At 65.9% G+C, this 19,420-nt stretch carries 16 protein-coding genes and 3 tRNA genes; 2 read left to right on the forward strand and 17 right to left on the reverse strand.

The annotated features are described in order from the left end of the window. From B9Y64_RS00465 to uvrB, 3 genes are all read right to left on the reverse strand, one after another. Positions 1-75, reverse strand: a tRNA-Val gene (locus B9Y64_RS00465). A 98-nt stretch (positions 76-173) separates the two neighbouring features. Further along, a tRNA-Val gene (locus B9Y64_RS00470) sits at positions 174-248 on the reverse strand. A gap of 106 nt (positions 249-354) precedes the next feature. Beyond that, positions 355-2,379 (reverse strand): excinuclease ABC subunit UvrB, encoded by a 2,025-nt coding sequence (uvrB, locus tag B9Y64_RS00475; protein ID WP_100439059.1) that lies wholly within the window; start codon positions 2,377-2,379, stop codon positions 355-357. A gap of 128 nt (positions 2,380-2,507) precedes the next feature. On the opposite strand from uvrB, the gene B9Y64_RS00480 reads away from it, so the two are divergent. Next, the gene (locus B9Y64_RS00480; protein ID WP_100439060.1) at positions 2,508-3,053 is read left to right on the forward strand and encodes a GspH/FimT family pseudopilin; all 546 of its coding nucleotides are present in this window, start codon (positions 2,508-2,510) and stop codon (positions 3,051-3,053) included. 63 nt (positions 3,054-3,116) lie between these two features. Here the strand turns inward: B9Y64_RS00480 and B9Y64_RS00485 are convergent. The 11 genes from B9Y64_RS00485 to grxD form a co-directional block, all read right to left on the reverse strand. After that, positions 3,117-3,193 (reverse strand) — tRNA-Asn (locus tag B9Y64_RS00485). Between the two features lie 47 nt (positions 3,194-3,240). Continuing rightward, a complete protein-coding gene (locus tag B9Y64_RS00490) occupies positions 3,241-3,648 on the reverse strand; it encodes a type IV pilin protein (RefSeq protein WP_100439061.1) in 408 nt (135 codons plus the stop codon). Positions 3,649-3,671: 23 nt separating this feature from the next. Beyond that, positions 3,672-7,424 carry a pilus assembly protein gene (locus B9Y64_RS00495; protein WP_100439062.1) on the reverse strand — a complete coding sequence of 1,251 codons (3,753 nt, stop codon included), beginning with the start codon at positions 7,422-7,424 and terminating at the stop codon, positions 3,672-3,674. Positions 7,425-7,437: 13 nt separating this feature from the next. Next, positions 7,438-7,959: a pilus assembly PilX family protein gene (locus tag B9Y64_RS00500; RefSeq protein ID WP_100439063.1), complete on the reverse strand. Its 522-nt coding sequence runs from the start codon at positions 7,957-7,959 to the stop codon at positions 7,438-7,440. A gap of 5 nt (positions 7,960-7,964) precedes the next feature. Next, positions 7,965-9,122, reverse strand: a complete 1,158-nt coding sequence (locus tag B9Y64_RS00505) for a PilW family protein (RefSeq protein ID WP_100439064.1) — start codon at positions 9,120-9,122, stop codon at positions 7,965-7,967. An 8-nt stretch (positions 9,123-9,130) separates the two neighbouring features. Next, positions 9,131-9,628, reverse strand: coding sequence for a type IV pilus modification protein PilV (gene pilV / locus B9Y64_RS00510; protein WP_100439065.1), 498 nt, complete (start codon positions 9,626-9,628; stop codon positions 9,131-9,133). After that, positions 9,625-10,140, reverse strand: coding sequence for a pilus assembly FimT family protein (locus B9Y64_RS00515; protein WP_005415961.1), 516 nt, complete (start codon positions 10,138-10,140; stop codon positions 9,625-9,627). Before B9Y64_RS00515 ends, pilV begins: the two co-directional genes overlap by 4 nt. 161 nt (positions 10,141-10,301) lie before the next feature. Further along, positions 10,302-11,690 (reverse strand): nucleotide 5'-monophosphate nucleosidase PpnN, encoded by a 1,389-nt coding sequence (gene ppnN / locus B9Y64_RS00520; protein WP_014036604.1) that lies wholly within the window; start codon positions 11,688-11,690, stop codon positions 10,302-10,304. A 253-nt stretch (positions 11,691-11,943) separates the two neighbouring features. Continuing rightward, the gene (locus B9Y64_RS00525) at positions 11,944-15,138 is read right to left on the reverse strand and encodes a TonB-dependent receptor (RefSeq protein ID WP_100439066.1); all 3,195 of its coding nucleotides are present in this window, start codon (positions 15,136-15,138) and stop codon (positions 11,944-11,946) included. Between the two features lie 250 nt (positions 15,139-15,388). Continuing rightward, positions 15,389-16,165, reverse strand: a complete 777-nt coding sequence (locus B9Y64_RS00530; RefSeq protein WP_100439067.1) for an SDR family NAD(P)-dependent oxidoreductase — start codon at positions 16,163-16,165, stop codon at positions 15,389-15,391. Further along, positions 16,162-16,482 carry a Grx4 family monothiol glutaredoxin gene (gene grxD, locus B9Y64_RS00535; RefSeq protein WP_005415957.1) on the reverse strand — a complete coding sequence of 107 codons (321 nt, stop codon included), beginning with the start codon at positions 16,480-16,482 and terminating at the stop codon, positions 16,162-16,164. The genes B9Y64_RS00530 and grxD overlap by 4 nt, the downstream gene beginning before the upstream one ends. A 120-nt stretch (positions 16,483-16,602) precedes the next feature. On the opposite strand from grxD, the gene B9Y64_RS00540 reads away from it, so the two are divergent. Continuing rightward, positions 16,603-17,181 (forward strand): superoxide dismutase, encoded by a 579-nt coding sequence (locus tag B9Y64_RS00540; RefSeq protein WP_100439068.1) that lies wholly within the window; start codon positions 16,603-16,605, stop codon positions 17,179-17,181. 87 nt (positions 17,182-17,268) lie between these two features. Here B9Y64_RS00540 and B9Y64_RS00545 read toward each other — a convergent pair whose 3' ends face one another. The 3 genes from B9Y64_RS00545 to purE form a co-directional block, all read right to left on the reverse strand. Next, on the reverse strand, positions 17,269-17,610 hold the full coding sequence (locus B9Y64_RS00545; protein WP_049446091.1) for a carboxymuconolactone decarboxylase family protein: 342 nt from the start codon (positions 17,608-17,610) through the stop codon (positions 17,269-17,271). 125 nt (positions 17,611-17,735) lie between these two features. After that, positions 17,736-18,884 (reverse strand): 5-(carboxyamino)imidazole ribonucleotide synthase, encoded by a 1,149-nt coding sequence (locus B9Y64_RS00550; protein ID WP_100439069.1) that lies wholly within the window; start codon positions 18,882-18,884, stop codon positions 17,736-17,738. Beyond that, the gene (gene purE / locus B9Y64_RS00555; RefSeq protein ID WP_005412808.1) at positions 18,881-19,384 is read right to left on the reverse strand and encodes a 5-(carboxyamino)imidazole ribonucleotide mutase; all 504 of its coding nucleotides are present in this window, start codon (positions 19,382-19,384) and stop codon (positions 18,881-18,883) included. The genes B9Y64_RS00550 and purE overlap by 4 nt, the downstream gene beginning before the upstream one ends. Between the last annotated feature and the right edge of the window lie 36 nt (positions 19,385-19,420).

Consider the following 19,420-nt stretch of genomic DNA (forward strand, 5'->3'; position numbering starts at 1 on the left):
TGGTGGGCGGTACAGGGTTCGAACCTGTGACCCCTACCATGTCAAGGTAGTGCTCTACCGCTGAGCTAACCGCCCATCTTGTTCTTGCCGACCGAAGGCTGGCCTTGCTACGTAAAAACCCGGCGCCAGGGCCGGGCTTTGCAGTTCACGACAGCCCTCTTCCGAGAACTTCGTGGTGGGCGGTACAGGGTTCGAACCTGTGACCCCTACCATGTCAAGGTAGTGCTCTACCGCTGAGCTAACCGCCCGTTTTGCTTCTGCATTTCCGCGATTGCGTCGGTGCAGGCCGCGTATATTACGGATGCCGGCAAGGAAGCGCAATACTTTTGTGAAGATGATGCTGCACTGCCGCGTTCAGCCCAGGCTGGCTTCCTTCAGCTGCCGGATCTGGTCACGAACGCGCGCGGCATCCTCGAACTCCAGGTCCTTGGCGTGCTGGTACATCTGCTGTTCCAGCGCCTTGAGACGGACCCCCAGCTGCGCCGGCGACAGCGAACGATAGTCGGCCGCTTCTTCGGCCACGCCCGCCCGGCCCTTGCCCCTGCCCTTCTTCGCCTCCTTCTCCGCGGCATCCGAACGCGCACCTTCGAGGACATCGACGATCGGGCGCGCCACCGAGCGCGGCACGATGCCATGTTCTTCGTTGTACTCGACCTGCTTGGCACGGCGGCGGTCGGTTTCATCGATCGCCGCCTGCATCGAACGGGTGATCCTGTCGGCATACAGGATCGCCTTGCCGCGCACGTTGCGGGCAGCACGGCCGATGGTCTGGATCAGCGAGCCGGTCGAACGCAGGAAGCCCTCCTTGTCGGCGTCGAGGATCGCCACCAGCGATACCTCGGGCATGTCCAGGCCTTCGCGCAGCAGGTTGATGCCGACCAGCACATCGAACTTGCCCAGGCGCAGGTCGCGGATGATCTCCACGCGCTCGACCGTGTCCACGTCCGAATGCAGGTAGCGCACGCGGATACCGTGCTCGGTGAGGTATTCAGTCAGATTCTCGGCCATGCGCTTGGTCAGCGTGGTGACCAGCACGCGGTCGCCCGCCTTGATGCGCTCGTTGGCCTCGCTCATCAGGTCGTCGACCTGGGTACCCACCGGGCGGATCTCCACCACCGGGTCGATCAGGCCCGTCGGGCGCACCACCAGCTCGGTGATCTCGTCACCGGCCTCGCGGTATTCATAGGGCCCCGGCGTCGCGGACACGTAGATCGCGCGCGGGCAGCGCTCCTCCCATTCCTCGAAACGCAGCGGACGGTTGTCCAGCGCCGACGGCAGGCGGAAGCCGAACTCGACCAGCGTTTCCTTGCGCGAACGGTCACCCTTGAACATGGCACCGATCTGCGGGATGGTCACGTGCGATTCGTCGATGACCAGCAGCGCATCGGCCGGCAGGTAGTCGAACAGGGTCGGCGGCGGCTCGCCGGCGGCCTTGCCGGTCAGGTGCCGGGAGTAGTTCTCGATGCCATTGCAGTAGCCGACCTCGGCCATCATTTCCAGGTCGAACTGCGTGCGCTGGGCCAGGCGCTGCGCCTCCACCAGCTTGTTCTGCGCGTACAGCTGCTCCAGCCGCTCCTTCAGCTCCACCTTGATCGTCTCGATCGCCGCCAGCACGCGCTCGCGCGTGGTCGCATAGTGCGTCTTCGGGTAGACCGTGAAGCGCTGCATGTTGCGCAGCGTCTCGCCGGTCAACGGGTCGAACATGGTGATCTTCTCGACCTCGCCATCGAACAGCTCGATGCGCAGCGCCTCGCTGTCCGACTCGGCCGGGAACACGTCGATCACTTCGCCGCGCACGCGGAAGGTACCGCGCTGCAGTTCGTACTCGTTGCGCGTGTACTGCAGCTGGGTCAGGTGATTGATCAGGTCGCGCTGGTCGATGCGCTCGCCCCTGGACAGGATCAGGCGCAGTGACAGGTAGTCTTCCGGTGCACCCAGGCCGTAGATCGCCGACACCGTCGCCACCACGATCGCATCCGGGCGCGACAGCAGGGTCTTGGTCGCGGCCAGCCGCATCTGCTCGATGTGCTCGTTGATCGAACTGTCCTTCTCGATGAAGGTGTCCGACGACGGCACGTAGGCTTCGGGCTGGTAGTAGTCGTAATAGCTGACGAAGTACTCCACCGCGTTGTGCGGGAAGAACGCCTTGAACTCGCCATACAGCTGCGCTGCCAGCGTCTTGTTCGGCGCCATGATCAGCGTCGGCTTCTGAACGTTCTGGATGACGTTGGCGATGGTGTAGGTCTTGCCCGAGCCGGTCACGCCGAGCAGGGTCTGCTTGGCGATACCGGCCTCGAAGTTGCTGGTCAGCTTCGCGATGGCATCGGGCTGGTCGCCCGCCGGCGAATACGGCGAGACAAGTTCAAAACTGTCGCTCATGGTGTTGCCAGTTCCCGGGAATGATGAGTATACGGGGCGAGTGGTGACGGCTGGCTGAGGGGTCGCCGGGCAGTCCGCCACGGGCATTCCCGATGGCGGCCGCGCAGCCGGGCGTGGAGGCTGGATGCATGCGCCCGCCCCATGCCCCCTACCCCCTCGGCCCCCGCTCTGCGCGGGGTTTGCACCTGACTGAACTGCTGGTGGTCATCGCGGTGCTGGCGGTGCTGCTGGCCGCGTCCTGGCCGGCGCTGCAGCCCCTGCTGCTGCGGCATCGCGCCGACGCCCTGCAACTGACCCTGCACGCCAGCCTGTCCGGCGCACGCAGCGAGGCGTTGCGCAGGCGCGAGCTGATCGGCCTCTGCGCCAGCGCCGACGGCCTGCGCTGCAGTGACGACTGGAGCGCCGGCTGGATCATCTACCGCAGTGGCGACCAGCGCGGAGAACCGGAGTCGCCGGAGGCGATCCTGAGCCACCACACCGGGCGCTCGGACACATCGATCCTGGCCCGGGCCAGCAGTGGACGCCCACAGCTGTTCTTCCAGGCCGATGGACGCAGCCCAGGGGCCAACCTGACCCTGCGCATCTGCGCGGGCAACCGGCTGCATGGCGCATTGATCGTCAACAATGGCGGCCGCACCCGAAGCGGACGCGTGAACCGGAACACCCCGTGCTGAGCCCCCGCCGAACATGCACGCAGAAAAGCAAAAGCCGCGATTTCTCGCGGCTTTTGCAGTATCTGGCGCCCGAAGTTGGACTCGAACCAACGACCCCCTGATTAACAGTCAAGTGCTCTAACCGGCTGAGCTATTCGGGCGGGGAGGCGCATTGTACTGGTCGATTACAGGAAGATCAACACCTGTTTCACCAGCAGCTGGCAACGCCACCGTCGGCCGTCTTGCGGTTGGCCTGGTCCACGCTCAACTTGCCGCAACTGTCCTTGGCCTGGGTGCCCTGCGGGGTGGCGGTGATGGTGAAGCTCGTGCCGTCGCCCTTGTAATCCAGGTTGTAGCGCGTGGTACCGCCATCGCGCGGCGACACCTTGGTCGGCAGCGCATAGCCCGTGTACGAGTTGTTGCTGGTGTGGTAGCGCTCGGCGCGCTGCGCGTACTCGGCCAGGTCCGCCTTCACCACCGCACGATGCGACCGGCGCACGTACTCCTGGTAGGACGGAATGGCGATCGCCGCCAGGATGCCGATGACGATCACCACGATCATCAATTCGATCAGGGTGAAGCCAGCCGCGCGACGAGGCATGGGAGTGTGCAACATGGGCGTGGATCCTCGCACTGGGGTTACTGGAGCTGGCGCCAGGACTGGCGACCGCACGGGTAAGGCAGATACAGCGACTGGCTGCCCGCAGCACCCACCGCCATCCAGCAGGAACTGCCTCCGGGCGGTGCCTTGTCGGTCGGACGCGGCAGCACCGACAGCGAGACGTCACGAACCGGCGCGGTACCTCCGGTCTTCAACGCAATGGCCGCGGTCCCAGTCCCGGGCTGGCTGCCGGCCGGCGAGCCATAGCGCACGTTCTCCAGCATCGGCAGGCCACTGATCGACGACAGTCCGAACAGCCAGTTCGAGCCACTGGTCGAACAGCCGACCGTTTCCATGTTGGGTACGTAGGTCGGCATGAAGACGATGCCACTGACCAGGGTCGGATTACCGACCGCGCGCTCGCCGTTGCCGGCAGGCAGCTGGATCATCCAGCCCCGGGCATTTGCCGGGGCCGCACCTGCCGTGATCTTGCGCTCATCGACCCCCGCAGCAGCGGCCGCTGCCGTGTACGGAACCAGGTTGGCGGCGGTCACCGTCGAGGTCACCGTCTTGCCCGACAGATCGTTCACCGCGTACAGCGCCTGCTGCGCCTTGTCATCCTTGTCGCTGGTGAAGGAGAAGCTGCCGGTGCCGAAATAGAGCATCACGCCGCCAGAAGGACCGGTCGCTGCGGTCATGCCACCGGTGATCGGCTGGCGGTAGGTCTTGTTGGAGGAATCCTGGGCAGCCTGGCTGGTGAACATCGGCACGGTCAGCGTGGTATTGGCGCTGCTGGTCAGGTCGAACTTCCATACCGCGCCACGCTGGTCGGCGGCATAGACGGTGTCGGCCAGTCCATCACGGCCGCGCGCATCCTGGTTGGCACCGGTCCAGCGATCGACAACGACCACATTGCCCAATCCATTGTCGCCGGAGATGCCGGCGCCCGAGGTGCCCTCGACCGCTTCGATCATCCGGATGTCGCCGCTGGCCATATCGACCACGAACAACACCGCCTTGCCATTGGCGCTGCCATAGCCATTACCGAAGATGGCCTTCCAGGCCACGCCGGTGCCGCTCTTCACCGGCACGATCACCGGCTTGCCCAGCACGAAGCCGATGTTGTTGCGCACCTCGTCCCTCAGCGACGAGTTGATGTCACTGATTTCCCACAGCACGCTGCCGGTACCGAAGCTGCCCGGGGTGGTGACGTCCAGTGCGAACACCGAACGGCCACCGGCACCGGTGGTGCCCACCAGGCTGGTCTGCCAGCTGCTGCCATTGAAGGTATCGGACACCGTAACCGGGCCGTCGACGTAATAGCGGTGGCGGAACGTCTGGTCGGCCGTATCGGACTTGTACGGGAACAGCAGGTTGGCCATGTGGCCCAGCGCGGTGGCCGGGATGTAGGCGAAGCTCTCCGTGCCGCCGGTGCCGTCCTGCTTGGCGTCGGCCTTCATGCCGCCATCGAAGGCGTGCAGCATGCCGTCATTGGCGCCGACATAGACCATGTACCGCTGCGACTTTGCCTTGGTCGCCAGATAGTCGGTGTAGCTCTTGGCGTAGGTGCCACCCAGCTGGCGGTAACCGTAGTCGTCCAGCGGCGAGCTCACCACCGGCGCCGAATTGACGATGTCACCCAGCGGCGTGGTCCGGTCGCGATACTTGCCGCCGTTGCGGACCTCGGTCGAGCTGTCGGCACTGAGATAGTTGATCGCACTGGCCAGGTCTGCCTTGATCGTGGTCAGCTTGTCGCTGGAACAGACCAGCATCGTCGCGTACTTGCCGCCAGGCTTGCTGCACAGATCCTGCAGGCTGATGCGGGCACTGTTGAAATCCACCGGCGAACCCAGCTTGTTGGCCACGATCCGGCGGCCGGACGAGTTCAGGCGGCTGGAGGCCTCCCATAGCTCGGTAAGCTCCGCTACCTGGTCGGCATTGACCTTGACGCTGGATGCGGTCAGCTTGCTGGACCAGTCGGTGCCGCTGTTGGTGATGTCATAGCGCGGAGTGACCGCCAGTGAGCCGGCGCCGATGCGCGCACCGCTGATGCCGATCGTGCCCGACGGCGATGCGCCACCGGTGATCGAAGACAGCACCCGGCGCATGGCCTCGGTGACGTCCGCCGGGGTCTGCGCGTTGATGAATTCGCCACGGCTGTTGACGGCCGCGTGCCACAGCTCATCGATGACAGTTCCGTCGTCGACATTGATCGGGTTGCCGTTGCCGGCCCAGTTCGGCGGGTTCTTGTAGGGATCGTCGGTCGCAGCCTGGTTGACGCCATAGATCTTGCCCTGCGCGCCCAGGGTCACGCCGTAGAAGTTCATGTGCAGGTCGGTCTGGCAGTCCAGGCGCTTCCAGTCCGGGCTGCTCTTGTCCAGCGAACTGCACTTGTCACTGACCGGCACCTGCCCCGCCGGGAAGCTGGTCCCGGTGCGCAATGGCGTGCGGGAACCGGCGTAGGCCGCCGCGGCGATGTCGGCGATGGTGTTGCTGTAGCCATCGGCGAACGGAATGGATGGCAGGTGGGTCGAGTTCACCGAGTCGGCATCACCGAAACCGCTGTTGGCCGTGTTGCCGGAGTTGGTGTAGCCGTCGGTGAACAGCATGCCGCCGTTGCGCTGGCAGGCCAGCTGTACCGGCGCGCCGCTATCGGTACGGCGGAACTGGTCCACCAGGTACTCCACCGCGCGGCGATTGGGAGTACCACCATTGGCGGTCAACCCGTAGATCTGCGAGTACAGGTCAGCACGGTTGGTGACCATGTCGTACATGGTCGCGTTGCTGAGCTTGTTGATGGTGAAGTAGCCCACGCGCATCGTGTCCACGCTCACCAGCGCCGCCGTCGAGGAACCGACGATCGCCAGCACGCGGTTGCGGTGGTACTGGAACCAGTTGGCAAAATTCTGGATCGCGGCGTTGTAGGCCGCGGAACTTGAATAGTTGCCCGACTTGATCTGGTAGCGGCGCATGTCGCAGCCGGGACCACAGGCCCCTGCGATCAGCGGCCGGCTGGCATTGTCCGTCTTGTACCCTGCCGGTGCCGGTGCGGCCGCTGGCAGGTAGAACGTGGCCGGGAAATAGGTCACCGCATAGGTGGTGTTGCCGGTGTTGCTGATCGCCGCCGTACTCCAGCCACGGCTGGTGTAGTAGGAGTTGCCGGTGCCGGACAGGTCGGGAATCCGCATGCCGCTGACGAACTGGAACTGCTCGGCCGTCGTCGAACGGTCGGTCGTCATGTTGTAGACGGCGTTGTAGCCGCGCTGGCCCGAACGTGGATCGGCGCGGGTCTGGGTGAGCACAGCGTCAGCCCACAGCGTGCCATCGGCATTGGTCCACGGCCGGTAGGTCACGTCCGGGTTGAAGTAACTGGCGTTGTAGACGTGCGATCGCGCGAAGCCGTAGATGTCCAGCGGCGGAATGGCGCGACCCGGCGAATACTCCTTGTTGAAATCCGTGTGCGGGTACAGGTAGAGGTAGCAGTCCACCGAGTTGTTGGCGCACGCCGTGCCCACGCTGAAGAAGCTTCCATCGTTGTTGAAGAAGCTGCCGTTGCTGCTATTCCAGCGCATGCGGCCGTCACCACCGGGGAACATGCGTTCGAAGTTCATCGAACCCGAATCGTCCACCGCCATGATGAACGCCGGCGTCGCGCGCGTCTGCACGTTCATCGGCTCCTGCGCCAGCACGCCCTGCGCCTGTGCGGCAAACAGCGTATGCGCCAGATAGCCGCCAGCGGCCAAGACGGCAAGGCCAGCGCCTGCCAGGATCCTGCGGTTGCGAGTGTTCATGGGCTCCCCAGCCTCACAGCTTGAATACGGTATCGATCGCCGCACGCGACGTCGCATCACCGGTCGTGTCACCGGCATAGGTCGTGATCTGGTAGACCGGTGTTGGCTTCTCCACCGACTTGCCCATGTCCAGCGCACCCTCCCCCTGGATGCAGCCCTGGATCTCACGGACATAGATGGCCGGCTTGCTGCCCAGCTTGGTTTTCGCGACCCACCCCGAAGGATCGAAGCCGTCATCGCACTGCTGGCTGATGTCGGAGGACACCACGGCAGGATTGGTACCGGCATCCTTCCGGTTGGCGATGTTCTCCACCGCGTTCTCGGCGCTGCGCGCCGCACCTTCGGCGTTCTGGAACGCCATGCTGGTGGCCCGGTAGCCGGCCGCCATGCGTTCCTGCATGCCGGCCACCTGCATGCCGATCACGCCCAGCAGTGCCAACAGCACCAGCATGATCAGCGCGACATAGAGAACGGCACCCTGCTGTCGTGCCGGGGCAACGAAGGGGCGGCGCCTGGAGGAAGGATGAGAGCGCATGGTCGTCAGTTCCCGAACAAGCGGTTGCGCAGTGCAACGGACGCTTCATAGGCGCCACGATGGCGCTGGTCGTAAGGATCGGCCGGGGCGAAACCCACCCCCAGGATGGCCGGATAGGTGGCCGCACTGCCCGGCGCTTCGGCCGACGCACGCTGCGGGCTGCGCGCCAGCAGGCCGACCTGCACCATGCCCACGCGGCGCCACTGCCCTGCGGCGGTGGCATCGGTGCCGGTACTGACCGCACTGGCCACGCGCTGGTCGACGATGCGACCGGTCGGCGGCGTCGGCAGGGTGATGTTCGTGGTGGCATCCAGGCCGTACAGGAACTGCATGTTCTCGATGCCTTCCACCAGCTCCTCGCCATCGGCATAGCCGCCGGCGCCGTTGGCGCGTGCGCGGTAGAGCGCCGGCTCGCCATTGGGGTTGCTCGCGATGTAGTACGCCATGCCATCGGCGCGATACAGCATGGTCATCGCGTTGTTGATCGAATAGTTGCTCAGGTCGACCTTGTCGACCTTCAGCGTTGAACCGCTGATGGTGGCGGGGAATACGTCGGCGCGGGTGCAGTCGGCCACGCCGAAGACCGTCGGCGTGCCTGCGGCGTTGGCCTTCAGTCGGGCCATGCCATCACTGGAGACGGTCAGGGTGGTCGCACCCGCGGCCACGGATATGCCGGTGACGACGGCGCCCTCCGGACTCATCAGGCGCAGCACCAGGATGTCGCTGCCCGGCAGCGGCGCCGGCTTGAGGTTGGCGATGCTCTTCGGAACCGACTGCGCCGCGCTCCACGCACGGCCCAGCGTCAACGTGGCGCCCGGCGCCGTACCCGCGGCCTCATACCCCTGTACCGGAACCGAGAAATCCTGCGGGTCGCCACTGCCCGAGCTGATGCCCAGGTGATAGCCGACATCGCCGGTGTTCTTGACCACGTGGGCCTGGTCGTTGACGCAGCCGAAGTGGCCCGCCATGCGCAGGTCGCGCTGCAGGAAATCCAGCGCGAAGCGCGCGTTCTCCTGGGTACGGGCCGCGCCTTCGGACAGGCGCGATGCCGCGCGCGAGGCGATGAAGATCTGGGTGACGCCCAGCATCAGGACCAGGCCGATGACCATGGCGATCATCAGTTCGATCAGCGACAGGCCTCGGGCTCGCGAAATTGGACTCATGGGCGCGCTCACAGGAAGGTCGTCAGGCCGAAGGTGGTAAGGCTGTCGGGATCCTTCGGATCCCAGCGCTGGTCACCCCAGCTGATGGCCACGGTGACCTGGCCGGTGCCCTGCACGAAGGTGACCTGCGCGCTGGCTTTCTCGCCCAGCGTCCGCGCGACCTCGCACTGCCAGCGCGCCACGTTCGTCTTCGGCGTCACGGCGGCGCCGGTCGGCCAGGCGCAGGCCCCGCTGGGCTTCACCGACCCGGCCGAGAACGAGGCCGAGGAATAGGCTCCGCCGGCCAGGGTGTCGGTGCGCTGGGCGCGCATCAGTTCGATCAGGTCGTTGGCCAGGTTGGTGGCCTGGGTGCGGTAGTTGGCACTCTGCACGAAGCGGACGTTGGTGGTCTGCAGCAGGGCGAAGCCCAGCAGGCCGAACGCCAGGATCAGCACCGCCACCATCACTTCGATCAGGCTGAAGCCGCCCTGCGACGAGCGTGGGCGGGCGAGGTTGCGGCGGCTCATGAGCAGGTTCCCTTGGTCACCCGGACCTGGCCGGACTGGTTGATCGTCAGCGTGCTTTTCGATTCACCGGCCTTGCACGCATCCGGCGACAGCACCAGCGTCTGATCAGCGACAGCCCTGCGCCGGCCGCGCCCGTCGAAGGCGATAACCGCGCCCGGCGGGCCCACCACGCTCAGCTGCGGATTGCCCTGCGAGAAGCGCAGCGCGACATCGTTACTGCCCATCTGGCCATCGCCATCCAGGTCCGACCAGGCCAGGACGCCCTTGGACCAGTCGCCATCACAGGCTTTGCCATCGGCGCTGCCACAGACACCGCCACCGTTGCTGTTGCGGATGCCTTCGCTGCGGGCCAGGTTGGCCAGCGCGATCAGCTCGTTGTTGGCGGTCGCCAACCGGTTCGAGCGGATCATGCCGCGGAAGCTCGGATAGGCGATCGACGCCAGGACCACGAAGACGGCCAGCGTGACCATCAGTTCAACCAGCGTGAAGCCGTTTTGCCGACGCAAAGACATTGGACGCTCCCCAGCGTGTTGGTGGCCACGATGGGCCATCACCCCGCCACCGGCAAGCAGTGGCAGGATGAACGGTCAATCCGGGGCGACGGGCGTCAAAGGCTTGACGACCCGCCCTCCCCCGCCGGTGCCGGCGCGATCCCCATCGCGCCGGCCCGTGCTCAGGCCAGCACCTGGTAGCAGGGCTGGTATTCGCCGGAGATCTTCATCCGGCGCTGCTCGACGAAGGCGCGCAGCAGCGCATCCAGCGCCTGCATCATGTCCGGGTCGCCGTGGATCTGGAACGGCCCGAACTGCTCGATGCGGCGCATGCCGTCCTCCTTCACGTTGCCGGCCACGATGCCCGAGAACGCCCGGCGCAGGTCGGCCGCCAGCGCGTGCGGCGCACGCCCGTGATGCAGGTCCAGCGCCGCCATCGCCTCGTGGGTCGGCACGAACGGCTGCTGGTATTCCCACGGGATCTCGATCGACCAGTTGAAGAAGAACGAGTCCTTCTGCGCCAGGCGGTGCTCGCGCACGCGCTTGATGCCGTTGGCCATCTTCTTGGCCACCGCGACCGGGTCACCGATGATGATCTCGTAGCGCTCGGCAGCCTCATCACCCAGGGTCAGGCGGATGAAGCGGTCGATCTGCTCGAAGTACGGCGCGGCCACGGTCGGGCCGGTCAGGATCAGCGGGAACGGCAGGTCCTTGTTCTCCTCGCGCAGCAGGATGCCGAGCAGGTACAGGATCTCTTCGGCGGTGCCGACGCCGCCGGCGAACACGATGATGCCGTGGCCGATGCGGACGAAGGCCTCAAGGCGCTTCTCGATGTCCGGCATGATCACCAGGTGGTTGACGATCGGGTTCGGCGACTCGGCAGCGATGATGCCCGGCTCGGTCAGGCCGATGTAGCGCGTCACGGTACGGCGCTGCTTGGCATGGGCGATGGTGGCACCCTTCATCGGGCCCTTCATCGCACCCGGGCCGCAGCCGGTGCAGATGTCCAGGCCGCGCAGGCCCAGCTCGTAACCGACCTGCTTGGTGTACAGGTATTCATCGCGCGAGATCGAGTGCCCGCCCCAGCACACCACAAGGTTCGGGTCACCCGGATTGAGGATGCGCGCGTTGCGCAGCAGGCCGAACACTGCGTTGGTGATGCCCTCGGACGACTCCAGCTCGGCCGCGTAGGCCGGGCCCATCTCGATGGCCATGTAGGCCAGGTCGCGCACGACGGCGAACAGCAGTTCGGCGACACCGCGGATGATCTCGCCGTCGACGAAGGCCATCGCCGGCGCATTGACCAGGTCGATGCGCACGCCGCGATCCTGCTGCGCCACCTGGATGTCGAAATCAGGGTACAGATCGCGCGCCGCGCGCGGATCGTCCGAGGCGCTGCCGCTGGTCAGCACGGCCAGCGCGCAACGGCGCAACAGCTCATGCATGCCGCCTGCGGAGGCATCGCGCAGGCGTGCCACCTCGGCCCGCGACAGCACATCCAGCCCACCGCGCGGGTAGATCCGCGCATCCTGCACCGGCAGTGCACGGGCCGATTTTTCGTTCGTGGTCATATCCAATTTTTCGCTTCCTTCAAGGTTTCCGACTGTACTGCCGCCCCCTTAAAAAGCAAAACGGCCGGGAAGCCCGACCGTTGGATGTGTGCTGCCCGCGTTCGCCATTCCGGGACCGCCTGGGCGGCATTGGCGCCGCGCACATTTCCGGATGCTACGCCGTTGTCCATCGACCTGCAAGGACTTTCAGCGCAAAGGAAAACGGCCGGGTTTCCCCGGCCGTTTCCGTTTACAGCAGAGCTACGTCAGTGCATCAGAACTGGTAGCGGAAGCCCAGCTGCAGCGACCACTGCGAGACGCCGGCGTCGAAGCCGTCGGCATCCTGGTTGGCCACGCTCGGGGCATCCGCGCCGGTGAAGTTGTACACGTACTTGCCCTGGTACAGGCCCTGCAGGGTCGCAACACGGCTGTTGGCGTAGAAGCCGTAGTCGTAGATGTTGCCCCACTTCTTGTTCAGCATGTTGCCGACGTTCTGGATGTCGACCCAGATTTCCGACTTGTGACCCTTCATGAAGCCCGGCAGCTGCTGGCTGATGCGCACGTCGAAGGTGTTGATCCAGCCGGTACGGAAACCGTTGGCCGGAGCCACGCTGCCGGCGTACTTCTCCAGCTGCGGGTTCTGCGCCAGCCAGGCGAAGAACTTCTTCTCCATGTCGGCATCGGCAATGAACTGGCCGTTGGCGTTCAGGGCGCCGAACAGCACTTCACCACGCTGCGGCACGTAGAACAGGTCGTTGCCCGAACGGCCGTCGCCATTGGCGTCATTGGCGTAGATGTAGCTGAACGGACGACCGCTACGGCCTTCATACACCAGGCCCACCTTGGTTTCGTAGTCACCGAAGAACTTGTGCTTCCAGTTCAGCGAGCCCGACAGGCGGTCGCGGATCTGGTAGCGCGAAGTATTCAGCTGATCGGCGTTGGCATCGAAGGCGTACTGGTAGCCCCAGCCCGAACCGGCGGTGGAGCTGGTCAGCGAACCCACTTCCTTGGCATCGGTATAGGTGTAGCCGATGTTCCAGGACCAGTCGCTGTCATTGCTCCACGGCTTGGCCAGCGAGAAGGTGGCCTGCGAGGTGCGACCCTTGTGGGTGTTGTCGATCAGGTAGACCGCATCGAAATCACCATTGGCACGGTAGCGCGCGTTGCCGGTCGCCCACAGGCGGCCGTCGGCCGACGGAGCGTAGTAGTTGACGCGACCGTCCGGACCGACCTGGCGGCCCTGGCCCAGGTTCAGGTGCTGGTAGTACAGGCCATCCTTGACCTTGGTGACCAGCAGTTCAGCCGACGCCACGATGCCGTACCACGGCAGCTCGTGATCCAGGGCGATGTTGGCCTTGTAGATCGACGGCAGCTTGAAGTCCTTGCCGACGAAGCTGACGTTCTGGCGCGCCTGCCCCGGGGTGTTCGGAACCGGCTGGGTGTCCTTGTTGGCGTTGAACGGCTGGCCGTTGTAGGCAGTGAGGTTGTACGCGGTGTAGTTGAAGCCGGTGGTGGAATAGCTGTTGCTCAGCCACACCTGCGGGGCATCACCCTGGAACAGGCCCACGCCGCCGCGCAGCTGGGTCGGGCGCTCGGTGTCGAAGGTGTAGTTGAAGCCCAGGCGCGGCTGGATCAGGAAGCTGCCACCGAACACCTTGCTGTTGTCATAGCCGAAGGCATTGAGCGCCTTCTGGTTGAAGGCCGGCGACGGGCTGGTGTCCGGCCGGTCGGCGCGCACGCCCATGGTCAGGGTCAGGTTGCTGTTGACGTACCAGGTGTCCTGCACGAACAGGGCCAGGTTGCTGAACTTGTAGTCAGCAGCGATCGAGCCCGGCTGGTTTTCCTTGTTGTACTGGTAGGTCTGCCAACGGCCGGCGGCGAAGTTGTCCAGGCCGTAGAAGGTGTAGGTGCCCCACGAGTTGGCGCCGAAGTAGTTATAGATGTCGTTGGTGTCGTAGGAGGCACCGAACTTCAGGTCGTGGTTGCCCAGGGTCCAGGTCGCCGCGGCGTAGTAGTTCCACGCCTTGGTTTCCAGCACGTTGTTCTGCGAATTGGCTTCGGTACCCAGGTACAGCGAGTCACCCTGCGGGGTGGTGGCATTGCGCGGGAAGTAGATGCGGACGCTCGGCGCGTTGGTCGGCACGTCGCGGATCGACGAGAACTCGCGGTACGAGGCCTTCAGTTCGGTCGAGAAGTTATCGCTCCAGTCGCTGAACACCTGGGCGACGTAGCTTTCGTTGGTCTTGTTCTGCTGGTACCAGTACGAGCTCAGCGACGCGGCCGAGGTCGAGTTCATGCCGTTGATGCGCAGCTTGCTCTGGTCGATCTTGCTGTAGCGGATGTTGGCACGGTGGTTCTCGCTGATGTTCCAGTCCAGCTTCAGCGCGTACTCTTCCATGCTGGTGTCGCCGTTGCTTTCGGTGCCGCCGGCCTCGAAGCCGTAGACGTCCTTGGCAATCTGCTGCGCACGCGCCACATCAGCGGCGTTGAAGTTGGCATTGGCCTTGCCCAGCGCGGTGCCGGAGATGTCGGCGCCCGGAGCGGCCTGCTCGAACTTCTCGTAGTTGGCGAAGAAGAACAGCTTGTCCTTGACCAGCGGACCACCCAGGGTCATGCCGTAGGTCTTTTCCTTGGTGAAGCCCTTGAACGGCTGGCCTTCCGGGTTGTCACCGAACCAGTCGCCATCACGGTAGGTGCCGTACACCGAACCGTGGAATTCATTGGTACCGGACTTGGTCACCGCGTTGACGGTGGCACCGGCGGCAGCAGCGATGCTGACGTCGTAGTTGGACAGGTTGATGTCCAGCGCTTCGATGGCTTCCATCGCGACCGGCTGGCGGCGGGTCGGCATGTTGTTGCCTTCCAGGCCGAAGGTGTCGCTGGCCGAGACGCCGTCGATGTTGATCGAGTTGAAGCGCGGGTTCTGGCCGCCGGCCGAGATCGAGCCCGAAGCGCGATCGATGAAGGTCACGCGCGGATCCAGGCGCATCAGATCCTGGATGTTGCCGCCGATGGACGGCGCAACTTCGATCTGCTGCTGGCTGATGTTGGTGCCCGAGCCCATCTTGGTGGCGCTGAACACTTCCGAGCCGCCGCCGACGGCGGTGACCTGCACGGTGTCCAGGTTGGTCGCGCCGGTCAGGTCGCCGGTCAGCGTCGCGTTGATGGTGCCGGTCTGGTTCACGCCCAGGTAGACGCCATCTTCGGTCTTGGTGCCTTCACCCGGCTTGGTGATGGTGATGCTGTATGGACCACCCACGCGCAGGCCGCGCGCGTTGTAACGACCGGCCGCATCGGTGGTAGCACGCGAAACGGTGCCCGACTCGGTGTGGGTGATGGTGACTTCAGCACCAGCGACGGGCTGGCCGCCGCGGGTCACGACCTGGCCGCCGACACCGGCAGAGGTGCTCTGGGCGAAGGCGGGAGCGGCAGCAAGTGCAGCCACGAGACCAAGGGTAAGCTTGGACATCCGGAGTGGGTGAGTCATTTTTCGGTAGCCTCGATGCGAGTTGGCGATGGCGGAAAAAAAGCGCATCCAAACAGCCCTGCGGGTGGCTGATCGGAGAGTTATCTGGGGTTCCCTACCGCTTGGCTGAAGGCAGCCATAACGGTTAACACTAGATTAACACGCTACGCCATGAATGTGACGGTTGTGCGACAAACGGCACCGGATCGCAACGCAATCGTGACGGATTCTTCATTCCGCCTTACGGTGGCCTTCACGCGTCGCCGGACGGCTCGCTGGCGTCAAGGATGCGGCCCCGCCAGGCGCTGCCAGCACCGGACAGCAGGGTCACCGCGGCCGCGGCCGCGGCTTCCGGCGTGCGGGCGGCCGGGTCCTGATCGACGGAATAGGCGCGGGCGCGCAGCGCCGTGCGCAGAGGCCCCGGGTACAGGCCGCTGACCCGGACCGGGCTGCGGCCCAGCTCATCGTGGAGGCTGCCGATCAGGCCACGCAGGCCGTGCTGGGCCACGCCGTACCCACCCCAGTAGGCCTGCCCCACCCGTTCGGGGGCATCGACCGTGAACACCAGGGCCGCATCCTCGCGCTGCCGCAGCAGTGGCAGGCAGGCCTGGGCCAGCCAGGCCGGGGCGGTCAGGGTGACATGGACCGCACGGGCGAAACTGGCCGGGTCGGCCAGCTCGAACGGAGTCAGGCCAGGGAAATGCGCGGCGCAGACCAGCAGGCCATCCAGCCGCCCCAGCTCGCGCTGCAGGGCCTGGGCCAGTTCGGCATAGTCATCGGGGCCGGCGCCTTCCAGATCCAGCGGGTACAGCAAGGGTTCCGGGCCGGCCGCCTGGACCTGGGCATAGACCCGGTCAAGCCGGCGCGGCTTGCGCCCCAGCAGGACCACGGTGGCCCCGGCCGCTGCGGCGGCGACCGCCGCGGCGCTGCCCAGCCCCCCCCCGGCGCCGGCGACCAGCACCACGCGGTCCCGCAACGGGCGGCCATCGAGCGCCCCGTCAGCCGGTGACGTCGACGGCCAGGCACTCATCCCTGGGTCGCCTCTTCGACGATGCGCTTGAGCTCGCCGGATTCAAACAGTTCCATGACGATGTCGCAGCCGCCGATCAACTCACCGTTGATGAACAACTGCGGGAAGGTCGGCAGGTTGGAGAAGCGCGGCAGGTTGGCCCGGATCTCCGGCTCCTCGAGCACGTTGACGGTGCGCAGGGTGACGGCGCCGGCGGCCATCAACGCCTGCACGGCGCGGCTGGAGAAGCCGCACATCGGGTACTGCGGGGTGCCCTTCATGAACAGCACGAGCGGGTAACGATCGACCTCGGCCTGGATTTGCTGCATTACCGCCACAACCACACTCCTTGCTTCGCCGGACAAACCGACCGTGATGGTCGGCTAGACTGCCCACGGTAGCCGCCATTGTAAGCGGATGGAACAGGCTGCCGCCGTCCCCTGGCCACGAACCTGTCCATGCCCGTCGAATTGCCTGCCCTGCCCTACCTCTCCGGCTCCCTGCAGCCCCATCTGTCCGCGCAGACCGTGGAGCTGCATCACGGTCGCCACCACCGCGCCTATGTCGACGCGGTCAACGCCGGCACCCTCGGCACCGAGTGGGAGGAAGCGTCACTGGAAGAGATCGTGCGCCACGCCCAGGGCACGCTGTTCGATGCGGCCGCCCAGGCCTGGAACCACGGCTTCTACTGGCAGTGCCTGCGCCCGCGCGGCGGCGGCGAACCGCAGGGCCGGCTGGGCGAGCTGGTCAAGCGCCAGTTCGGTGACGTGCAGCGCCTGCGCGAGGAATTCAACCGCACCGCGCTGGGCCTGTTCGGCTCGGGCTGGGTGTGGCTGGTGCAGCACCCGGGTGGCCAGCTGGGTATCCAGGCCACCCGCAACGCCGGCACGCCACTGACCGGTGAAAGCACCCCGCTGCTGTGCTGCGACGTATGGGAGCATGCGTACTACACCGACTACCAGAATGATCGCGCACGCTATCTGGACGCGTTCTGGCAGATGGTCAACTGGGAATTCGCCGAGAGCCAGCTGCGCTGAGGCCGGGCCCCTGCCCCTGTAGAGCCGAGCCCATGCCCGGCTGCCGACCGGCCAGCCGAGCATGGGCCCGGCTCTACAGATGAAGCGTCACGCGTTCTCGTGCGCAGCTACCGCGTCCATCACCCGCGCTGAATACACCAGCGCGGCGCCCGCGTTGAGCGACACCGCCACGCCCAGCGCTTCGGCAATTTCCTCGCGGCTGGCGCCATGCTTCAGCGCCGCGTCCACGTGCACGGTGATGCAGCCGTCACAGCGGGTGGTCACCGCCACCGCCAGCGCGATCAGTTCGCGCGTCTTGGCATCGAGATGATTGGTCTGGGCACCGGCATTGGACAGGGTGGCGTAGCCCTTGACCGTGTCCGGCGAGAGCTTGCCGATCTCGCCGATACGGCCCTTCAGTTCCTTGCGGTAGGCATTCCAGTCGAGCATGGTCGTGACTCCTGTGAAAGGAGCACAACGCTACCACCGGGACTGTTGCGCCGATGCCTGCACCGGCGCGCCACACCGTTGCAGGCACACAGGGTTGTGCCGGCCATCGGCCGGCACGCCCCGGCTCAGCGGTTGCGCAGCGCGTGTACCGCCGGCGCCACCTGGGCCTGGCGGCCCAGCTCCAGGCCGACCTGGTCCAGCGCATCGGCCAGCACAGCGGCCTCATCGTCGCGCAGGGTGGCATGACCGACCTTGCGGCCCTCACGCGGCAGCTTGCCGTAGTCGTGCCAGTGGCCGCTGGCCTGGGCCAGCACCGGCAACGGGTCGGGCATCTCGCCCAGCCAATTCAGCATGCAGGCATGGCCGAGCATGCGGGTGCTGCCCAGCGGCAGGCCCAGCACGGCGCGCAGGTGGTTCTCGAACTGCGAGGTCTCGCTGCCTTCGATGGTCCAGTGGCCGGAGTTGTGCACGCGCGGCGCCATCTCGTTGGCCAACAGCTCGCCATCGCGGCAGAACAGCTCCAGCGCGAACACCCCGACGTACTGCAGGTGCTCGGCGACACGGCGCGCATAGCCGATGGCCGCCTGCTGCTCGGCCTCGGACAGCACAGCCGGTGCCACGCTGGCCGACAGCACGCCGTCGACATGCCAGTTGCCGGTGATCGGCCAGGCGTCAAAGCTGCCATCGCGGCCACGCACGGCAACCACGCTGACCTCGCGCTGGAAGGCGACGAAGCCTTCCAGGATCAGCCCGGTGCGCTCGACCTGCGCGCCCAGCGCATCCCATGCGGCATCGATGTCGGCTTCGCTGCGCAGGCGGAACTGGCCCTTGCCGTCGTAGCCGAGGCGACGGGTCTTGAGGATGCACGGCAGGCCGAACTCGGCGGCCTTCGCCGCCAGCTCGTCACGGCTGCGGATGTCGGCGAACGCCGGCAGGGGAATGCCCAGCTGCTGGAACAGGGTCTTCTCGCTCAAACGGTCCTGGGCCACGGCCAGTGCGGCCGGCGGCGGGTAGACCGGCACGCGGTCGGCCAGGAACTGTGCACTGTCTGCGGGCACGTTCTCGAAATCGAAGGTGACCACATCGACCTTGGCGGCGAAGTCCGCCAGGGCCTTGCGGTCATCGAAGGCACCGACGGTGAGCGGCGCCAGCGGGCCGCTGCAGGCGTCGGAGGCCGGGTCATACAGCTCGAAGCGCAGCCCCAGCGGTGCACCGGCCAGTACCATCATGCGGGCGAGCTGGCCGCCGCCCAGGATGCCGACGGTCAGGCTCATTGGCGCGGATCGTCGTGGGCCATCACGTCTTCGGTCTGGCGTGCACGGAAGGCGTCGAGCGCCTGGCCGATCGCCGGCTGGTCGCTGGCCAGCATCGCGGCAGCGAACAGCGCCGCATTGGACGCACCCGCATTGCCGATGGCGAAGGTAGCGACCGGGATGCCGGCCGGCATCTGCACGATCGACAGCAGCGAATCCATGCCATTGAGGGCCTTGGACTGCACCGGCACGCCCAGCACCGGCACGGCGGTCTTGGCGGCGATCATGCCCGGCAGGTGGGCGGCCCCGCCGGCACCGGCGATGATCGCGCGCAGGCCACGCGGGCCCGCCTGCTCGGCGTAACTGAACAACACATCCGGCGTCCGATGCGCGGACACCACCTTCACTTCGAACGGAACACCCAGGGCTTCAAGCTTCTGGGCGGCGTGCTGCATGGTTTCCCAGTCGGAACGGGAACCCATGACGATGCCGACGAGCGGCGCGATCGGGTTGGGGGTCATTGGCCGTCACCTGCCTTAAAGACGTATTCTAGCCAT

Source organism: Stenotrophomonas maltophilia, assembly GCF_002799245.1.
In the GTDB taxonomy this organism is placed as follows: domain Bacteria; phylum Pseudomonadota; class Gammaproteobacteria; order Xanthomonadales; family Xanthomonadaceae; genus Stenotrophomonas; species Stenotrophomonas maltophilia_S.